Annotated in this window: 8 protein-coding genes; 6 read left to right on the forward strand and 2 right to left on the reverse strand. The window is 73.9% G+C overall.

Features of this window, described 5'->3' with window-relative positions; all coding sequences use genetic code 11:
- Positions 1 to 32: 32 nt before the first annotated feature.
- Positions 33 to 2,102, forward strand: coding sequence for an AMP-binding protein (locus EXE48_RS11280; RefSeq protein ID WP_137711437.1), 2,070 nt, complete (start codon positions 33 to 35; stop codon positions 2,100 to 2,102).
- Between the two features lie 61 nt (positions 2,103 to 2,163).
- A complete protein-coding gene (locus EXE48_RS11285; RefSeq protein ID WP_053771465.1) occupies positions 2,164 to 3,312 on the forward strand; it encodes an acyl-CoA dehydrogenase family protein in 1,149 nt (382 codons plus the stop codon).
- A gap of 9 nt (positions 3,313 to 3,321) precedes the next feature.
- On the opposite strand, the gene EXE48_RS11290 is transcribed toward EXE48_RS11285, so the two are convergent.
- Positions 3,322 to 3,996: an MBL fold metallo-hydrolase gene (locus EXE48_RS11290; protein ID WP_137711438.1), complete on the reverse strand. Its 675-nt coding sequence runs from the start codon at positions 3,994 to 3,996 to the stop codon at positions 3,322 to 3,324.
- A 149-nt stretch (positions 3,997 to 4,145) separates the two neighbouring features.
- Between EXE48_RS11290 and EXE48_RS11295 the strand changes: the two genes are divergently transcribed.
- Together EXE48_RS11295 and EXE48_RS11300 are read left to right on the forward strand one after the other, a co-directional pair.
- Positions 4,146 to 5,960, forward strand: coding sequence for a MutS-related protein (locus EXE48_RS11295; protein ID WP_137711439.1), 1,815 nt, complete (start codon positions 4,146 to 4,148; stop codon positions 5,958 to 5,960).
- Positions 5,953 to 6,396, forward strand: a complete 444-nt coding sequence (locus EXE48_RS11300) for a DUF8009 family protein (RefSeq protein ID WP_137711440.1) — start codon at positions 5,953 to 5,955, stop codon at positions 6,394 to 6,396. The genes EXE48_RS11295 and EXE48_RS11300 overlap by 8 nt, the downstream gene beginning before the upstream one ends.
- 40 nt (positions 6,397 to 6,436) lie before the next feature.
- Here EXE48_RS11300 and EXE48_RS11305 read toward each other — a convergent pair whose 3' ends face one another.
- Positions 6,437 to 11,152: a DUF7997 domain-containing protein gene (locus tag EXE48_RS11305; protein WP_199236382.1), complete on the reverse strand. Its 4,716-nt coding sequence runs from the start codon at positions 11,150 to 11,152 to the stop codon at positions 6,437 to 6,439.
- A 128-nt stretch (positions 11,153 to 11,280) separates the two neighbouring features.
- On the opposite strand from EXE48_RS11305, the gene malA reads away from it, so the two are divergent.
- The gene (malA, locus tag EXE48_RS11310; protein WP_137711441.1) at positions 11,281 to 13,371 is read left to right on the forward strand and encodes an alpha-amylase MalA; all 2,091 of its coding nucleotides are present in this window, start codon (positions 11,281 to 11,283) and stop codon (positions 13,369 to 13,371) included.
- Positions 13,368 to 15,965: a glucosylglycerol hydrolase gene (gghA, locus tag EXE48_RS11315; protein ID WP_137711442.1), complete on the forward strand. Its 2,598-nt coding sequence runs from the start codon at positions 13,368 to 13,370 to the stop codon at positions 15,963 to 15,965. Before malA ends, gghA begins: the two co-directional genes overlap by 4 nt.
- The last annotated feature ends 52 nt before the right edge of the window (positions 15,966 to 16,017 follow it).

Raw genomic sequence — 16,017 nt, forward strand, 5'->3', positions numbered from 1 at the left:
CGCACCGCACTCGGCAGACGGGGGTGACACCGATGCGCGACTGGCTCTCCCATCGGGTGGTCTCGTCGCCGGACGACACCGCCCTGATCCGCGCCGAGGACGGCGAGGCGTGGAGCTACACCGACCTCGACCGGCTGGTCGCCGAGACGGCCGGTCGGCTCGTCGCGCACGGGCTCGGCGAGGGCGATCGGATCGGCGTGCTGACGCCCCCGTACGTCGGCACCGTCGGCCTCGTCCACGCGACGATGCGGATCGGGGCGACGTTCGTCCCGCTCGGCCAGGAGCTGACCGCGCGCGAGATCGCCGCGCGGATCGACCGGACCGACCTCGACGCCGTCGTCTGCGCGGAGCCGACGGAGCCGACGGCCACCGACGCGGCGGCGGAGATAGAGGGGGTCCCCGTCTACTCCGTCGACGACCCGACGAGCGCCGAGGTCACCGGGATCCACGACGTCGACCCGGCGGCGCTCGACCCGCCGACGTGGTCGTTCGACGACCCGCTCTGCGTGCTGTTCACCTCGGGGACGACCGGCGAGCCCAAGCCCGTGCCGCTGACCGCTGGCAACGTGTACAGCTCGGCGGTCGCCTCGGCGTTCCGGCTGGGGGTCGAGGCCGACGACCGCTGGCTCGTGTCGCTGTCGCTCCACCACATGGGCGGGCTCGCGCCGGTGTACCGGTCGGTCATGTACGGGGCGACGCTCGTGTTGCGCGAGGGGTTCGACGCCGGCGGCACCGCCGACGACATCGACGCCTACGACGTGACCGGCGTCTCGCTCGTCCCGACGATGCTCAAGCGGATGCTCGACCGACGGGGGACGCTGTCGGACTCGCTCCGCGTGGTCCTGCTCGGCGGCGCGCCCGCGCCGGCGGAGCTGTTGGAGCGGTGTCGCGACTACTCGATCCCCGTCTACCCGACGTACGGGATGACCGAGGCGGCCTCGCAGATCACCACCGCGACGCCGCGACAGACGAGGGACCGGATCGGAACGGTCGGCCGGCCCCTCTTCGGCACCGACGTGACGGTCGTCGGCGAGGACGGCGACCCTGTCGAGCCCGGCGAGACCGGCGAGGTCGTCGTCAGGGGACCGACGATCACGTCGGGGTACCTCGCGCAGCGCGACGGCGACCGGTCCGAAGCGGACGACGACGGCGGCGAATCGGTCCCCGACGACATCGACCTGAACGGGATCGATCCCGCGGCCGTCGACCGGTCGGACTTCGGACCGTACGGGCTCCACACCGGCGACGTCGGCCGGTTCGACGAGGAGGGGTACCTCCACGTGCTCAACCGGGTCGACGACCGTATCATCACCGGCGGCGAGAACGTCGAACCCGGCGAGGTCGGGGACGTGCTCCGGGGGTACGTCGAGGTCGAGGACGTGGCGGTCGTCGGCCTCGACGACGAGGTGTGGGGCGAGCGCGTCGCGGCGCTCGTCGCCGTCGGCGACCGGTTCCCTGACGGGGCGGGCGTCGCGGGGGACGCCGCGAACGGGGAGCCCGAACCGACGGCGACCGACGTACCGGAGGGGGAGTCGGCAGATCCGGCCGACGACGCGACGGGCTCCGACGACGCGACGGGCTCCGACGACGCGACGGGCTCCGACGACGCGACGGGCTCCGACGACGCGACGCCGGTCGTGGCGGGCGAGGGCGTCGGCCCCGCACCGATCGACGAGGGCGCGTTCGTCGACTACGCTCGGGAGCGCCTCGCCGGCTTCAAGATCCCGAAGACGGTCGCGTACGTCGAGGATCTCCCACGGACCGTCTCGGGGACGGTCGACAGGGAGGCGACGCGGGCGCTCCTCCGCGAGCGAGGGACGGACCCCCGGAAGAGCACCGACGCGGACCTTGAGACGGCGGGGTTCAAGCCCGCGGACCCCGCCGAGCCGACCGGGCCGGCGGAGGCGGCGGCTCCGGACGGCGCGAGCATCTCGGAGTCCGACGCCGATCGCCCCGAAGAGGTCGAAATCGCCGACGCGGAAGAGGTCGCGGCCGGACCGACGGGCGACGACGAGACCGAGAAGGAGACAGCGGAGACCGAGGGAGAAGGCGACGCGGACGCCGAGGAGTCGGGCGACACGGACGCGGTCGGCGACGGATAAACTCACCCGGCGTTCTTCGTTGTTCCACCGACGTTTTGCCCGCGGAGCTCTGACGGGTCGTATGGAGCTGCTCGACGACAGCATCGTGCCGGAGCGCGCGCGAGACGTCAAACAGGAGGCGCGGGAGTTCGCCGACGAGTACATCGCCCCGAACGCGGAGGCGTACTACGAGTCCGGCGAGTACCCGTGGGAAGTGCTCGAAGCGGGGATGGACGCCGGGCTCGTCGCCCAGGACATCGGCGAGGAGTACGGCGGGAAGGGGTTCGACCTGGCGCAGGTGCTGGCCATCGCGGAGGAGTTCTACCGCGCCGACGCCGGCATCGCGCTCACGCTCCAGCTCGCCAGCTTCGGCGCCGAGATGGTCGAGGATTACGGGACCGAGGAACAGAAGGAGAAGTACCTCCGCCCGGTCGCCGAGAACGACCAGATCTCCGGGCTCGCGGTCTCCGAGCCGCAGACCGGCTCCGACCTGGCGGGCATGACGACGAAGGCCGAGAAGGTCGAGGGCGGCTACGAACTGACCGGCGAGAAGTACTGGGTCGGCAACGCTGTCGAGGCCGACTGGCTGACCGTCTACGCGAAGACCGGCGAGAGCGACGACCGCTACTCCAACTACACGCTGTTCATCGTCGAGACCGACTCCGACGGCTACGAGGCCGAGCACATCCCGGAGAAGATGGGGATGCGCGCGTCCAAGCAGGGCCACATCGTCTTCGATGACTGCTTCGTGCCCGAGGAGAACGTCGTCGGCAGCGAGGGCGGCGGCTTCTACGTGCTCGCGGACTTCTTCAACCACGGCCGCGTCATCGTCGGGGGGCACGGGCTCGGGCTCGCCGCCGCCGCCGTCGAGGAGGCGGAGGCGTTCATCGACGAGCGCGAGGCGTTCGGCCGCACCATCGACGACTTCCAGGCCGTCCAGCACACCATCTCGGACATGCGTATCGGGTTCGAGTCGGCGCGGGCGCTCAACTGGCGCGCCTGCGAGAAGGTCGCGAACGGTGAGGACGCCGGCTACTGGGCCGCGCTGGCGAAGACCAAGTCGACGGAGGTCGCCACCGACTGCGCCGAGAAGGGCATGAAGCTCCACGGCGGCCGCTCGATCCTGACCGAGCGCCGGATCGCCCGCGTCTACCGCGACGTGCGCATCCCGGTGATCTACGAGGGCGCCAACGACATCCAGCGCAACCTCATCTACCGGCAGTCGCGATAGGCGGGTAGATCAGACGGTCGCCGCCAGCCGCCGCAGGGCCTCGCCGCCGCCCGTCGCGAGCGGGTCGCCGTGTCCCACGCAGGCGACCTCGAACGACGGGGCGCGCGCCGCGAGGTCGCGCACGCTCGTCGCCACCGCGTCCGTGTCGTAGCTGATCAGCCAGCCGGATGGTTCGAGGTCGCCGTCCGACGCCGAGGTGAGGTCGCCGAGGAGGCCGACACCGAGTTCCCCGCTGACGTACGCGACGTGACCCGGCGTGTGGCCGGGCGAGTGGTACGCCGTGAACGACCCGATCCGCTCGCCGTCGCGGACGCCGACGACGTCGAGGTCGGCGCGGTCCGTGACGAGGTCGCCGAGTCGCTGGATCAGGCCCTTGTGATTCCGGATCGGCGGTGACCGCGACCCGCGAAGCAGCTGAGCGTCGAAGCCGTACGCGCGGACCGGCGCGTCGAGGTCGGGCGCGAGCGCCGCCAGCGTCCCGACGTGGTCGAGGTCGTAGTGGGTGAGCAGGACGCGGCCGACCTCCGAGACGGCGACGCCGGCCTCGTCGAGCCCGTCCCGGATCGCGGCCCCGTCCCACGGAGTCCCGGCGTCGACGAGCGTCGGCACGTCGTCGAAGACGAGGTACGCGTTGACGCCGCGACACTCGATCCGCCAGACGCCCTCGGCGATCTCGGTTGCCATGGCATCCCGTACGGGAGCCGGAGGCAAGAGCGCTCGTGTGCCGGATCGCGCCGCCGAGACGGCGGGGAGACATCTGGGTGCCGGGAAAGACATCGGGGCGCCGGGACGGGCGACGAAAACGCCAAGGCGCCGGGGCGACACCACGTGGTATGCGACTGGAGGACTACTGGGGGATCGGCCCAAAGACGAGCGAGCGGCTCACCGAGGCGCTCGGGACCGAACGGGCCGTCGAGGCGATCGAGTCGGCGGACGTCCGCGCGCTCGTCGACGCCGGCCTCCACCGCGGCCGCGCGACCCGCATCCTCCGCCGGGCGAACGGCGAGGCCGGGATGGACGTCCTCGCGACGGGCGACGCGCGCTCGGTGTACGACGACCTCCTCGGGCTCGCGGCCGACGCGGCGCTGACCGCGCACGCGGCCGACCGGATCAGGGTGATGACCCCCCTCCTCGACCGCGACGCCGTCGAGGAGCGCCTCGACCGGGTCGTCGCCGCCCGCGACGCGTGGGACGGCCTCGACGACGACGCGCGCGAGGCCGTCGCGGAGTCGTTCGCCGCCTACGACGAGGCCGACGGGTCGGACCTCGCCGCGGTCGAAACGGCGGTCGCGCTCCGCGAAGCGGGGCTGACTGACGGCCCCTTCGCCGACGTGGGCGCGCTCGACGGCGACCGCCTGCGCGACGCGGCCGACGCGCTCGCCGACGTACGGGGCTCGATCGACCCCGCCGGCGACCTCGACGGCGACGACATCGAGGTCGCGGCCGGCGCCGACGCGGAGCTGGACCGGCTGCGCGAGCAACTCGCGGCCGCGCGCGACCTCGCGGACTCCGCGTTCGACGTGCTCGAAACCGTCCGCGACGGGAGCCTCCGGGACTTCGAGGCGCTGGAGGCGGCGACGGTCGACCACGTCGCGCGCGAGACCGGCGTCGAGCCGGCGACGGTCCGGTCGGCGGCGCCCGACGAGGCGCTCGACGCGGCCGACTTCGTCTCCGGGACGCTGCGCGACCTCGTCGGCGAACTGGAGGCCGCCGTCGACGAGCGCGAGGCCGCGGTCGCGGCCGACATCCGCGAGCGGCTCGGCGACGAGTCGGGCGCCGGCGAGGACACCGCGGTCGCCCGCGCCGCGACGGCGGTCTCGGACGCGGCGTTCCTGCTCTCGCTGGGGCGGTTCGCGGCCGAGAACGGGCACGTCCGACCGGCACTCGTCGACGACGGTATCGCCGTGCGCGGGGCGCGGAACCCCTTCCTCGGGGGCGACGTTCAGCCGGTCTCGTACGGCGTCGGCTCTCACTCGCTCGCGGGCGAGGCGGGCGTCGCGAGCGCGGACGCGCCGCCGACCGGCGACCGCGTGAGCGTCCTCACCGGAGCGAACTCCGGCGGGAAGACGACCCTTCTGGAGACGCTCTGTGCGGTCGCGCTGCTCGCGTCGATGGGGCTGCCCGTGCCCGCCGACGCGGCTGAGGTCGGGACGTTCGACCGGATCGTCTTCCATCGCCGGCACGCCTCCTTCAACGCCGGCGTGCTGGAGTCGACGCTGAAGTCGGTCGTCCCCCCGCTCGTCGCCGAGGGGCGGACGCTCATGCTCGTCGACGAGTTCGAGGCGATCACGGAGCCGGGCCGGGCCGCCGACCTGCTCAACGGCCTCGTCACGCTGACGGTCGACCGCGGCGCGCTCGGCGTCTACGTCACCCACCTCGCGGAAGACCTGAGCCCGCTGCCCGACGCCGCCCGGATCGACGGCATCTTCGCGGAGGGGCTGACGAACGACCTGGAGCTCCGCGTCGACTACCAGCCGCGGTTCGAGACGGTCGGGAAGTCCACGCCGGAGTTCATCGTCTCGCGGCTCGTCGCGAACGCCGGCGACCGCGGGGTCCGCGCGGGCTTCGAACACCTCGCCGGCGCGGTCGGCGAGGAGGCGGTCCAGCGAACGCTCTCGGACGCCGAGTGGGCGGCGAACGATGACTGACGACGAGGGGAGTCGGGGCGTGGGCCCCGACCGGATCCGGTCGGTCGCGGTCCACCGCGAGGACGTGGCGAACGCGCTCGAAGCGACGCTGCGGAGCGACCGCGAGGTCGTCCTCCGCGCGACGCCGCCCTTCTCGGGGCGGATGCGGGCCCGACTCCACGCGCTCGACGCGGGAGGCGGCGACGGGGACGCCGGCGACGGGGCTCCCGCGCCGCTCCACATCGACCCGCGCGCGCTGGTGGCCGAGGCGCCGCCGTACCCCGAGGTCGACGACACGGCGGCGGAACACCCCGACGCGGACCTCGCGGCGCGGCGGAAGCGACACGCCGAGGCGGTCGAGGACTGGCGCGAAACGGTGCGCGAACGCGTCGCCGAGACGGTCGAGATCGAGGTCGACGGCGAGACGCGCACCGTCGATGTCACCGCGCTGGGGTAGAAGGAGTCCGCGGTTCGCGGCCTGACGCGGCCGCGGCGCGCTACAAGCGGAGCCGCTCGACGGCGGTCCCCGCCGCCTCGAAGTCGCCGTCGGTCGCGGCTGCGACCACGACCGTGTCGGCGTCGGTGTCCGCGTCGAGGTCGACCTCGAACGCGCCGTCGGCGCCGGGGGAGACGAGCCGCGACGTCTGCCGCGTGTGAACTGCCACGCGCTCGGCGTCCGTCTCACCGGCGATGACGACCGAATTTTCCACGAACTCGGCAGTGGCCGTCAGGTCGGGACCGGCCGGGCGGTCGCGGTCGACGTAGCGGTCGCGGACGACGGTCGGCGTCTCGACCGGCTCGCCCGCGTCGACGCCGTGCGCCAGCCGGACGAAGCCGGCCATCGACCACGCGAGGGGGGTCGCCCCCCCGGTGCCCTCGCCGAACTCCCAGCCGTACTTCGTCGGGTGCTCGCGGTCCCACACCTGCTCGGGGAGCATCAGCCCGGAGTTGCCGAAGCCAGCCATCGTCTCCAGCAGCGCCTCGGGTTCGAGCGCGTCCTCGTCGGTGCCGCCGAAGGCGTCGGGGCCGTCGCCGCGAGCGCGGAGCTCGTACTCCCCGCGCTCGCCGGTGAAGATGGGCCAGAGGCGGCCGCGGCCGTCGCCGGTCCCGGCCCACGGCGCGCCGGGGTCCCCCACTGCGATCTCGCCGTACGCGTCGCCGACGTAGCGGTACCAAGCGGCGCCGTGGGGGGTGTCGACGCGGATCGAATCGTCGACGACGGCGACGGAGTTCCGGACCACGGGGTCGTCGGCGGGCTTGATCCCCAGCCGGACGAGTTCGAGGAAGCCGCCGTCGACGATCTCGCGCTCGTCGTACGTCGGACCGTCGTTGGCGATCGTGCGCGGGCGACCGGACTCGGGGTCGCCGTCGGCCGTGATCCGGACGTAGTACGGGGTCCGCTCGTGGCGGTCGGTGCCGGTCGCGGTCGCGCACCAGTCCTCGACGCGGGCGGTCCAGTCGTCGGCGAGCGCGAGCCACGCGAGCGCGTCGGCGCGGAGCGACTCGGGCGACTCGGCCGCCCCGCTCCCCGCCTCCTCGGCCCCGTCGCGCCGGTCGGCCTCCGCGAGCGCGAGCGCGGCGCCGCAGACGAGGCCCGCGATCTCGGCCGCGATGCTCGACGGCGAGTAGCCCGCCTCCTCCTCCCAGCGCTCCTGGGCGGTCTCGGGGCCGTTCTCGGCGATGTAGTCGAGCGAGCGGGCGACCTGGTCGTAGGTGTAGTCCGCGTCCGCGAGGGTCACGCCGCGCTCGTACAGCTGCCACGCCATCACGGAGGGGAAGCCGATGTTGTCCATCTGCTCGCCGCCCCACCGGGTCCGCCCGTCGATGTAGGTGTTCTGCGGGAGGAAGCCGTCGTCGTCCTGCTGCGTGTTGTAGAGGTACGCCAGGGCGTCGGCGCCTCGTTCGAGGTCGTCCATCTCGATCAGCGCCGTGAACACCTGGTAGAGGTCCCGCGACCAGACGAAGTTGTAGCCGTAGCCGCGGTCCTCGGCGGCGTACTCGGTCTCGCCCCACGGGACCGAGGGGCTCGCGATCCCCGCGCCGTCGTGGGCCTTGTCCTCGACGGCCGCGAGCGTCATCAGCGCGAAGCGGTACTGCGCCGCGAGGTCGGGGTCGTCCGCGACCGAGTCGGGGAGCTCGCGGTCCGCGAGCCACGAGCGCCACGTCTCGGCGTACGCGTCCGCGGCGTCGTCGAAGCCGCGCGCGAGCGCCCCCTCGGCCTCGCCCAGCGCGGCCGCGGTGTCGGCGTCCTCGGCGAACCCGAGCGCGACCGTGTCGACGACGCGCTCGCCGCTGCCGACGAGGCCGGCCAAAACGACGTTGCCGACCGCCTCGGCCGACTCGTCGTCGCGCTCGCCGTCGCCGAACAGCGCGTCCGCCGCCTCGCCGCCGGCCGCGAGCGCGCTCGCCCAGTCGAACCCGTCGCCGCTCGCCAGCGCGAGCGCGGGGTCGAACGGCTCGCCCTCGTCGTCGACGAGCTTGCCCGGGTCGCGGTCGGGGTCGTCCTTGCGCGCGATCAGGTGCGCGCCGCGGTCGCCGTCGACGCGCTCGGCGCGGTCGTTCGTGCCGACGTTGGCGATGGTGACGTCCGCGAGCGCGTACACGTCGTACTCGCGGCTCCCCTCGAACCGCACGTCCGCGAGGATCGCCGTCCCGTCGGCGTCGACGGCGTACTCGACCCGGAGCGTCCAGGAGTGGCCGTGGCCGTCGCCGGTCTCGCGGATCCGCTGGACGTAGGCGAGCGCGTCGTCGGCCGCCGGCTCCGTCGTCCGCTCGATCGTCTCCGTCGCCGAGACGTGGCCCGTCTCGTCGAACGTGCGGATCGCGTACTCGGAGTCGGGGTCGGCGACGAGGAAGTCGAACGTGCGGACGTTCATCACGTCGATCCGCGGGAACCGCGCCTCGGTGAGCGCCCCCTCGGTGAGCGTGAACCACACCGGGACCGGGTCCTCGGCGTCGTAGTCGCCCGGCGTGCCGAGGCCGAACTTCCGGCCGGTCGTCCAGTGCGGACCCGTCTCGGGCCCGCTCTCGCGGTCGTGCGGGACCGGGAGCTCGCCGTGGCTCGCCAGCGTCACCGTCGCGTCGATGCGGAGCGCGTGCGACCACGCGATGGGCGTCGCGCTGTCGAGGTCGCCGTCGTCGAACGCCTGCTCCGCGAACAGCCCCGCCTCGTTGACGAAGGGGCCGTCCGGGCCGCACAGCTCGTACAGGTCGCGGGCGTCCGCGAACAGCGGGCCGGCGGCCCCGCCGCGCTCGTCGACGACGCCCGCGAGCGTCGCCGCGGCCGTCGCGCCCCACAGCGTCGCGATGGACCACACCTTCGCGGCGCCCTGTTCGGCCGTGCGCCAGTCGTCGCCGGTGAACCTGACGAGCCCCTCGACCGAGGCGGTCTCGCGCCGGAGCGCGTCGATCGTCTGCCGGACGTGCGTGTTGACCCGGTCGAGGAAGCGGGTGAACTCCGTCGTCGCGACCGAGTCGACGCCGGCGGGGCCGGAGCCGTCGGTGGCGGCCGCGGCGTCGCCCGGCGCGGCCTCGTCGTCGAGCAGGGCGGCGTACTCGGCGGCCGCCGTCGCGAGCGCGAAGGTGCTGGCGTCGGCGCGGGCGTCCTGCCCCTCGTCGCTTGCTCGCTGGAGGAACCGATCCGTGTCGGGGTTCCAGCGGGCGTCGAGGCCCGACAGCGCCGCGTCGGCGGCGGCGGCGGCGGCGGCGCGGAGCCCCTCGTCGACCGGCGCGCGAGCCACCGCGGCGAACGCCCGGAGGTACTCGGCGCCGGTGTGGGTGAACCGGCCGAGCGCGTTCTCCCAGCAGTTCTGACAGCGGCGGGGGAGCCCGTCGTCCTCGGTCGTCTCGAGGAGGAAGTCGACGGCGTCGGCGATCGTCTCGTCGATCCGGTCGCGCCACTCGGCGGGGAGGTCGGCCTCGCGGCGCAGCGTCGCGAGGAACGCGACGACCGTCGCGGGCTGGTCGAGCTGGTCGTTGGGGCCGGGCGTCGCGTTCGCGCCCTCGATCCGGGCGTTCGCCCAGCCGGGCGCGACCTTCCCGGAGTCGGCCCACACCCGATGGGGCCACGAGCCGTCGGCGTCCTGCGTCCGGCAGAAGAAGCTCGCGGCCGCGAGCAGCTCCTCGCCGGCGTCGAGGCCGAGCTCCTCGCTCGCGTCGAGCAGCGCGGTCGACACCGTGGCCTCGTCGCGGAACCAGGTGTAGCCGTAGCCCCCCGAGGTGGAGTAGAAGGGGTCGAACTCGGGCGCGGCGATCCGGGCGCCGGACTCCGCGGTGAGCAGGTCGAGCGCGCGGAGGTCGCTCGCGATCACCGAGCGGCGGGGGGCGTCCTCGGGCACGTTCGGACCGCGGCCGTCCGCGGCCTCGCGCAGGTCGTCGGCGTCGGGGTAGGCGGTCGCGATGTTCGAGACGGCCTCGATCCGGCGCTGGCGGTCGATGCCGTCGGTGAGGGCGTCCTTCGCGTCGTCGCCGGTGTCGCGCGCGTCGCGGCGGTCGACGACGGCGCGCCCGGCGAGGGTGACGCGCTCGGTGCGGCCGTCGCGCTCGAACGGGGCGCGGACGACGACGTCCGGGGTGAGTCGAGAGTCCTCGCGCCGGTCGATCTCGCCGCGGTGCGGGAACCCGTCGCCGCCCTCGCCGAGCAGCTCCGGGATCGTCCGCAGGCGCTGGCCGTGGGCGTTCGAGAGGCCCGTCGAGGCCGTGAGGAAGTCGTGTTCGGTGCGGTGGTACACCTCGACGACGCCGCCGTCCTCGGGGCCGGCGCCGTCGTGGACCATGTTGCCGACGCGGCCCTCGACCATGTCGGGCGAGAACGCGTAGGCGGCGACGAGCTCGGCGTCTGCCGGGGGCGAGCCGCGGAGTTCGACGTGGGTGAGGTGGGTGTCGCCCACCACCAGGTCGAACTGGTGGATGGTGTAGCGGCCGGCGTCGTACTCGGTCTCGACGAGCGGCGTGTCGCCGTCGTAGTGCTGGCGGGTCGTCTCGAGGTCGTCGAACCAGCGGACGCCGCGCCCGGCGGTTATCCCCGTCCGGAGGCGGTCGGCGCCGCCGACCTCGGAGAGGGAATACGAACAGTCGTGGACGGTCCCGTCCGGCCCCACGTGGACCAGTCGGCCGTCGTCGCCGGTGAACGCGCCGGCGGTCATCGAGTGCTCCGCCGGGTAGCGCTCCCCGCGCCGACGTTCGTGCTCCGTTAGGGCGGTACGCAGTCGCATACCCGCCCTGCGCCTGCCGGAGTAAAAGCCTTGACGACCGCGGCGGGTAACCGCGCGGCGGTCGGCGCCGCGGCGCGGTCACCGTCACAAGAGCAACACCGAAGGCCCCGGGGGTCGATGGCCGTCACATGCACCACCCCGGACCCCCGCGCTTCCTCGCGACCGGCGAGCGGACGGAGCTTGCACCGAGAGATCCGAACCCGGACGGCGCGTACGCGTGGCGCGTCGCCGACGCGCCGCCCGACAGCGAGTCGACCGTCGGCGACGGCCCCGTGACCGGATTCACCCCCGACGTGCCGGGGCGTTACCTGCTCGGCCTCGACGCTCCGGACGGCGACCACCTCCTCACCGTCCGCGCGTTCCCGGCGAGCTACGAGGGCGTCGACGTCGCGGGCGGGAGCGGGACCGCGATCCGCGACCGGGACGCGGACGACGGGCCGCGCGACTACGCCGCGCAGGGGCGACACGAGGGGGTCGGCCGGCCGCGGGTGCGGGTCGAAGCGAGCGTCGCGTTCGACGAGGAGCCGGGCGAGGAGGGCGAACACGCCGGGGAAGCGGTGTTCACCGCGGTCCCCTCGCCGAACCCGGAGTCCTCGCTCGACGCCGACGACCTGGCCGTGACGTTCGTCGTCGACGACCGCGACGTGGCCGACGCCGTCGCGGCGGGCCGCACGAACCCGCGGGACGCCCTCCGCGCGAGCGAGGGCGGCCGCGAGCTCCGCGTGCCGCTCGACGCGGTGCCGGACCGGCTCCGGGTACACGCGGTCGCGGTCGCGCGAGACCCGGGCGAGGACCCGCGCGTGAGCGTCGCCGACGCGGCGGCCGTCGAGCGCGCCGCGGGCGACCGGGCCGCGGCCGACGAGGCCGTGCGGGTCCCGGACGCGCCCGACTTCGAGACGGTGCGGCTCAACGACCCGCCCGAGTGGACCCGCGAGGCCTCGGTCTACGAGGTGTTCGTCCGCACCTTCGCCGACGCTGACGAGGGCGAGGCGTTCGACGCCATCGCCGAGCGGATCCCGCGGATCGCCGACCTCGGCGTCGACACGCTGTGGCTCACCCCGGTCCTCGGCCACGACGGGAAGCCGCACGGCTACAACATCGTCGACTTCTTCGACACCGCCGAGGACCTCGGCGAGCGCGAGGACTTCGAGGCGCTCGTCGAGACCGCCCACGACCACGGCATGCGCGTGCTGTTCGACTTCGTCGCCAACCACACGGCGCGCGACCACGAGTGGTTCCAAGACGCCTACCGGAATCCGGCGTCGCCGTACCGCGACCGCTACGAGTGGCAGGAGTCGGGCGAGCCGGGCACGTACTTCGACTGGGAGCTGATCGCGAACCTCAACCACGCGAACCTCGACGTGCGACGGTTCCTGCTGGACGTGGTCGACGAGTGGGCGCCGCTCGTCGACGGGTTCCGCTGCGACATGGCGTGGGCGGTCCCCGACTCCTTCTGGCGGGAGCTCCGCGACCGCGTGAAGGACATCGACCGGGAGTTCCTCCTGATGGACGAGACGATCCCGTACATCCCGGGGTTCCACGAGGGGATGTTCGACGTCCACTTCGACGCGACGCTGTACTTCCAGCTCCGGCAGATCGGACGGGGGGCGGCGCCCGCGGAGTCGGTCCTCGACGCGGTCGGCCAGCGCGCCGAGATCGGGTTTCCGGACCACGCCGAGTTCCTCCAGTACATCGAGAACCACGACGAGACGCGCTACCGCGTCGAGTGCGGCGACGCGGCCGCGGCCGCCGCGGGCGCGGCGATCATGACGCTGCCGGGCGTCCCGATGGTGTACGCCGGCCAGGAGATCGGGCAGCGCGGGCGCCGTGACGCGATCGCGTGGGACCACGCGCGCGAGGAGGTCCGCGAGCGCTACGAGCGCCTCCTCGCGGTCCGCCGGGACCACCCCGCGCTCGGGCCGGACGGCGACCTCGCGCGCGTCGACTACCACGTCGCGAGCGGCAATCTCTCGGAGAAGCCGGTCGTCGCGAGCGGCGACGCCCACCCGGACGACGTGGTCGCGTTCCGGCGCCGCGACGGCGACGAGACGCTCCTCGTCGTCCTCAACTTCGCGCCGGCCGACGCGAGCGTCGCGTTCGACCTCGACCACGGGGAGCGCGATCTCGTCACCGGCGAGGACTGCCTCGTCGAGGACGGCGAGGGCACGGAGCGGGTCCGCGTCGACGAGGTGGCGGTGGTGCCGGTCTCGGAGCCATGAGCGGCGGTCGGGCGGCCGACCGCGGTCCGGACGGCCCGTCCGTCCTCCCGGACGAGACCGCCGCGCTGGTCGACGCCGCGCGGCGGGACCGGGCGTCGGCGGACGACCGGTTCGCGGCCGCGAGCGAGATCGCGCCCCGGCTCGGCGCGCACCCCATCCGGCCCGACGGCGCCGACCCGGCGACCGATCCCCCGGAGGGCGTCGCGTTCGGATTCTGGACGCCGGATCTCGTCGCGGACGGCGTCCCGGCCGAAGACGTGCGCCTGGAGGTATTCACTCCCGTCGACGACGGCGGCGACGGGTTCGCGGTCGATCCCGGCCGCGAAGACCTCCGGGAGGTCTCGTTCCGGATCGACCGGCTCCCGACGGAGCGCGACGGCGAGTTCCACTGGGTCGCCGTCGAGGGGCTCCCGGTCGGGACCGCCGACCGGCTCGGCGCGCTCTACCAGCTCGTCGCCCCGGAGCCAGACGGCGACGGATCGTACCGGACCGTCAGGGACCCGCTGGCTCGCTCGCTCCCGTTCGGGGCGTTCGCACCCGCCGAGGCGTACGACTGGCCGCGGCTCGACGCGACGCGGCCGGACCGCGACCACTTCGCCGCGCTCGGCACGGACGAGGAGTCGGTCCCGACCGACGAGGACGACGGCTTCCCGCGGGTCGAGCCCGCGACGAGCATGCTGGAGGTCCACCCCGGCACGTCGACCGAGTCCGGGTCGCTGCGCGCGCTCGCGGCGCGGTTCCGCGAGGTCGGCGACAAGCTGGAGCGCGGCGAACCGCTCGACCCGCACGAGCGCAACTACGCCGGCTACGACGCGGTCCAGCTGATGCCGGTCGAGCCGCTCACGCAGGCGTACGGCCGGCAGTGGTACTGGCGGCCGGGCGGCGCGGAAGGGGCGGCGGACGGCCCACCGCTGAACCGGGACGCCGACGCCGAGACCGCGACGGTCGGGGTGAAGCGGCCGGACCAGCGGAACTGGGGGTACGACGTGGTCGTGAGCGGCTTCGGCGCCGCGAACCCGGCGCTGCTGGAGACGGGCCGGCCCGACGAGCTCGTCGAGTTCATCGCCGCCTGCCACGCGATGCCGGACCCGATCCGGGTCGTCTTCGACGTGGCGCTCGGCCACGCCGACGAGGCGGCCGCCGAGCTGCTCCCGGACCCGTTCTTCGAGGGGCCCGGGATGTACGGGCTCCACCTCGACTACCGGCAGCCGGTTGTGCGAGCGATCCTCCTGGAGCTCCACCGGCGGAAGGCGAACTTCGGCGCGGACGGGATCAGGGTCGACGGCGCGCAGGACTTCACCTACCACGACGAGGAGACCGGCGAGCAGGTCCACGACGACGCGTTCCTCGACGCGTTGGACGGCGTGGTCCACGAGGTCGCGGGCACGGGCTACCGTCCGTGGATGATCTTCGAGGACGGCCGGCCCTGGCCGCGGGAGGACTGGGAGCTCGCCTCGACGTACCGCACCCTGATCGACCGACACCCCCACGCGTTCCAGTGGTCGCCGGTGACGTTCGCGCACAACAAGCCGGCGCTGCTCACCTTCTGGGCGACGAAGTGGTGGCGGATGCGCGAGGTCGGCGAGTTCGGAAGCCGGTGGATCACCGGCGTCGCCAACCACGACACGCTCCGCCGCGGTTCGCAGGTCGAGGTGACGGACGACTGGAGCGGCGAGCTGATCAACCCGTACCTCGCGGCCGACCCGCGCGGGACGATCCGGGAGGCGTACGACAGCCCCGCCGCGCTCGTCTGGTTCCACGTCGCGATGCCGGGCGTACCGATGGACTTCCTCCACGCCAACCACCGCGCGCCGTGGGGGTTCGTCCGCGACACCGACCCGACGTGGAACGTGAAGGTGGTCGCGGAGGAGGCGCCGTGGATCGACTGGCACGTCCCCGAGGGAGCGCTCGCGGACGCCGACGGCACCGGTGACGCGTTCCCGCGGCTTCGGGCGCTCGGCTTCGAGACGCGCGCCGACCTGAAGTCGGTCGCGACGACGCTGTCCGACCTCGTCGACGCGACCGACTACGACGTGGACTTGATCGCCGAGCTGCTGTCGGCGATGGGGACGCCGATGGACGCGGAGGAGGCCGGCAACGGGCTCGACGCGGACGACCTCCAGCGCTTCTCGTTCGCGTGGAGCGGCGACGTGAGCGAGTACCTCACGCTCGACCGGTGGGCGGACGAGCAGGACGGGGCCCGGACTGCGTTCGACCGCGCGGTCCGAGAGTTTCGGCAGGCGCGACCGTGGCTCCGCGACGACGTGGACCCGGACCGCGGGGAGGCGTTCGGCTACCGCCACCCGACCGAGGGAACCGTGGTGTACGAGGCGTGCCGGCGCGCACCGGACGGAGACGAGACGCTGCTCGTCGCCTGTAACACGGAGGGGACGCCGGTCGAGGTCTCGCCGGCCGCCGTCCTCGCCGACCTCGGAGCGGAGCGCGCCGGCGGCCCCGGCGACGACGCGAGCGGCGAGTGGACTGTCGCGCTCGCGCCGCCCGACCTCGGCGTCGAGCCGGGTGACTCCGCCGGCTCGACGGCGTCGGTGACGCTGGAGACGGCGGACGCGGTCGTGTGGCGGCGGACGGAGTGACTGGCGGCCCGCCCGGGCTCCGAGGACCGTCCGGGCGAGCCCCGCCCGGTCA

Origin of the sequence: Halorubrum sp. ASP1 (assembly GCF_005435135.1) — an archaeon.
GTDB lineage: Archaea > Halobacteriota > Halobacteria > Halobacteriales > Haloferacaceae > Halorubrum > Halorubrum tropicale.

Bases quoted from the DNA above. Each gene is read 5' to 3' on its own strand.
- EXE48_RS11280 (WP_137711437.1), top strand. From the start codon at position 33: ATGCGCGACTGGCTCTCCCATCGGGTGGTCTCGTCGCCGGACGACACC.
- EXE48_RS11285 (WP_053771465.1), top strand. From the start codon at position 2,164: ATGGAGCTGCTCGACGACAGCATCGTGCCGGAGCGCGCGCGAGACGTC.
- EXE48_RS11290 (WP_137711438.1), bottom strand. From the start codon at position 3,996: ATGGCAACCGAGATCGCCGAGGGCGTCTGGCGGATCGAGTGTCGCGGC.
- EXE48_RS11295 (WP_137711439.1), top strand. From the start codon at position 4,146: ATGCGACTGGAGGACTACTGGGGGATCGGCCCAAAGACGAGCGAGCGG.
- EXE48_RS11300 (WP_137711440.1), top strand. From the start codon at position 5,953: ATGACTGACGACGAGGGGAGTCGGGGCGTGGGCCCCGACCGGATCCGG.
- EXE48_RS11305 (WP_199236382.1), bottom strand. From the start codon at position 11,152: ATGCGACTGCGTACCGCCCTAACGGAGCACGAACGTCGGCGCGGGGAG.
- malA (WP_137711441.1), top strand. From the start codon at position 11,281: ATGCACCACCCCGGACCCCCGCGCTTCCTCGCGACCGGCGAGCGGACG.
- gghA (WP_137711442.1), top strand. From the start codon at position 13,368: ATGAGCGGCGGTCGGGCGGCCGACCGCGGTCCGGACGGCCCGTCCGTC.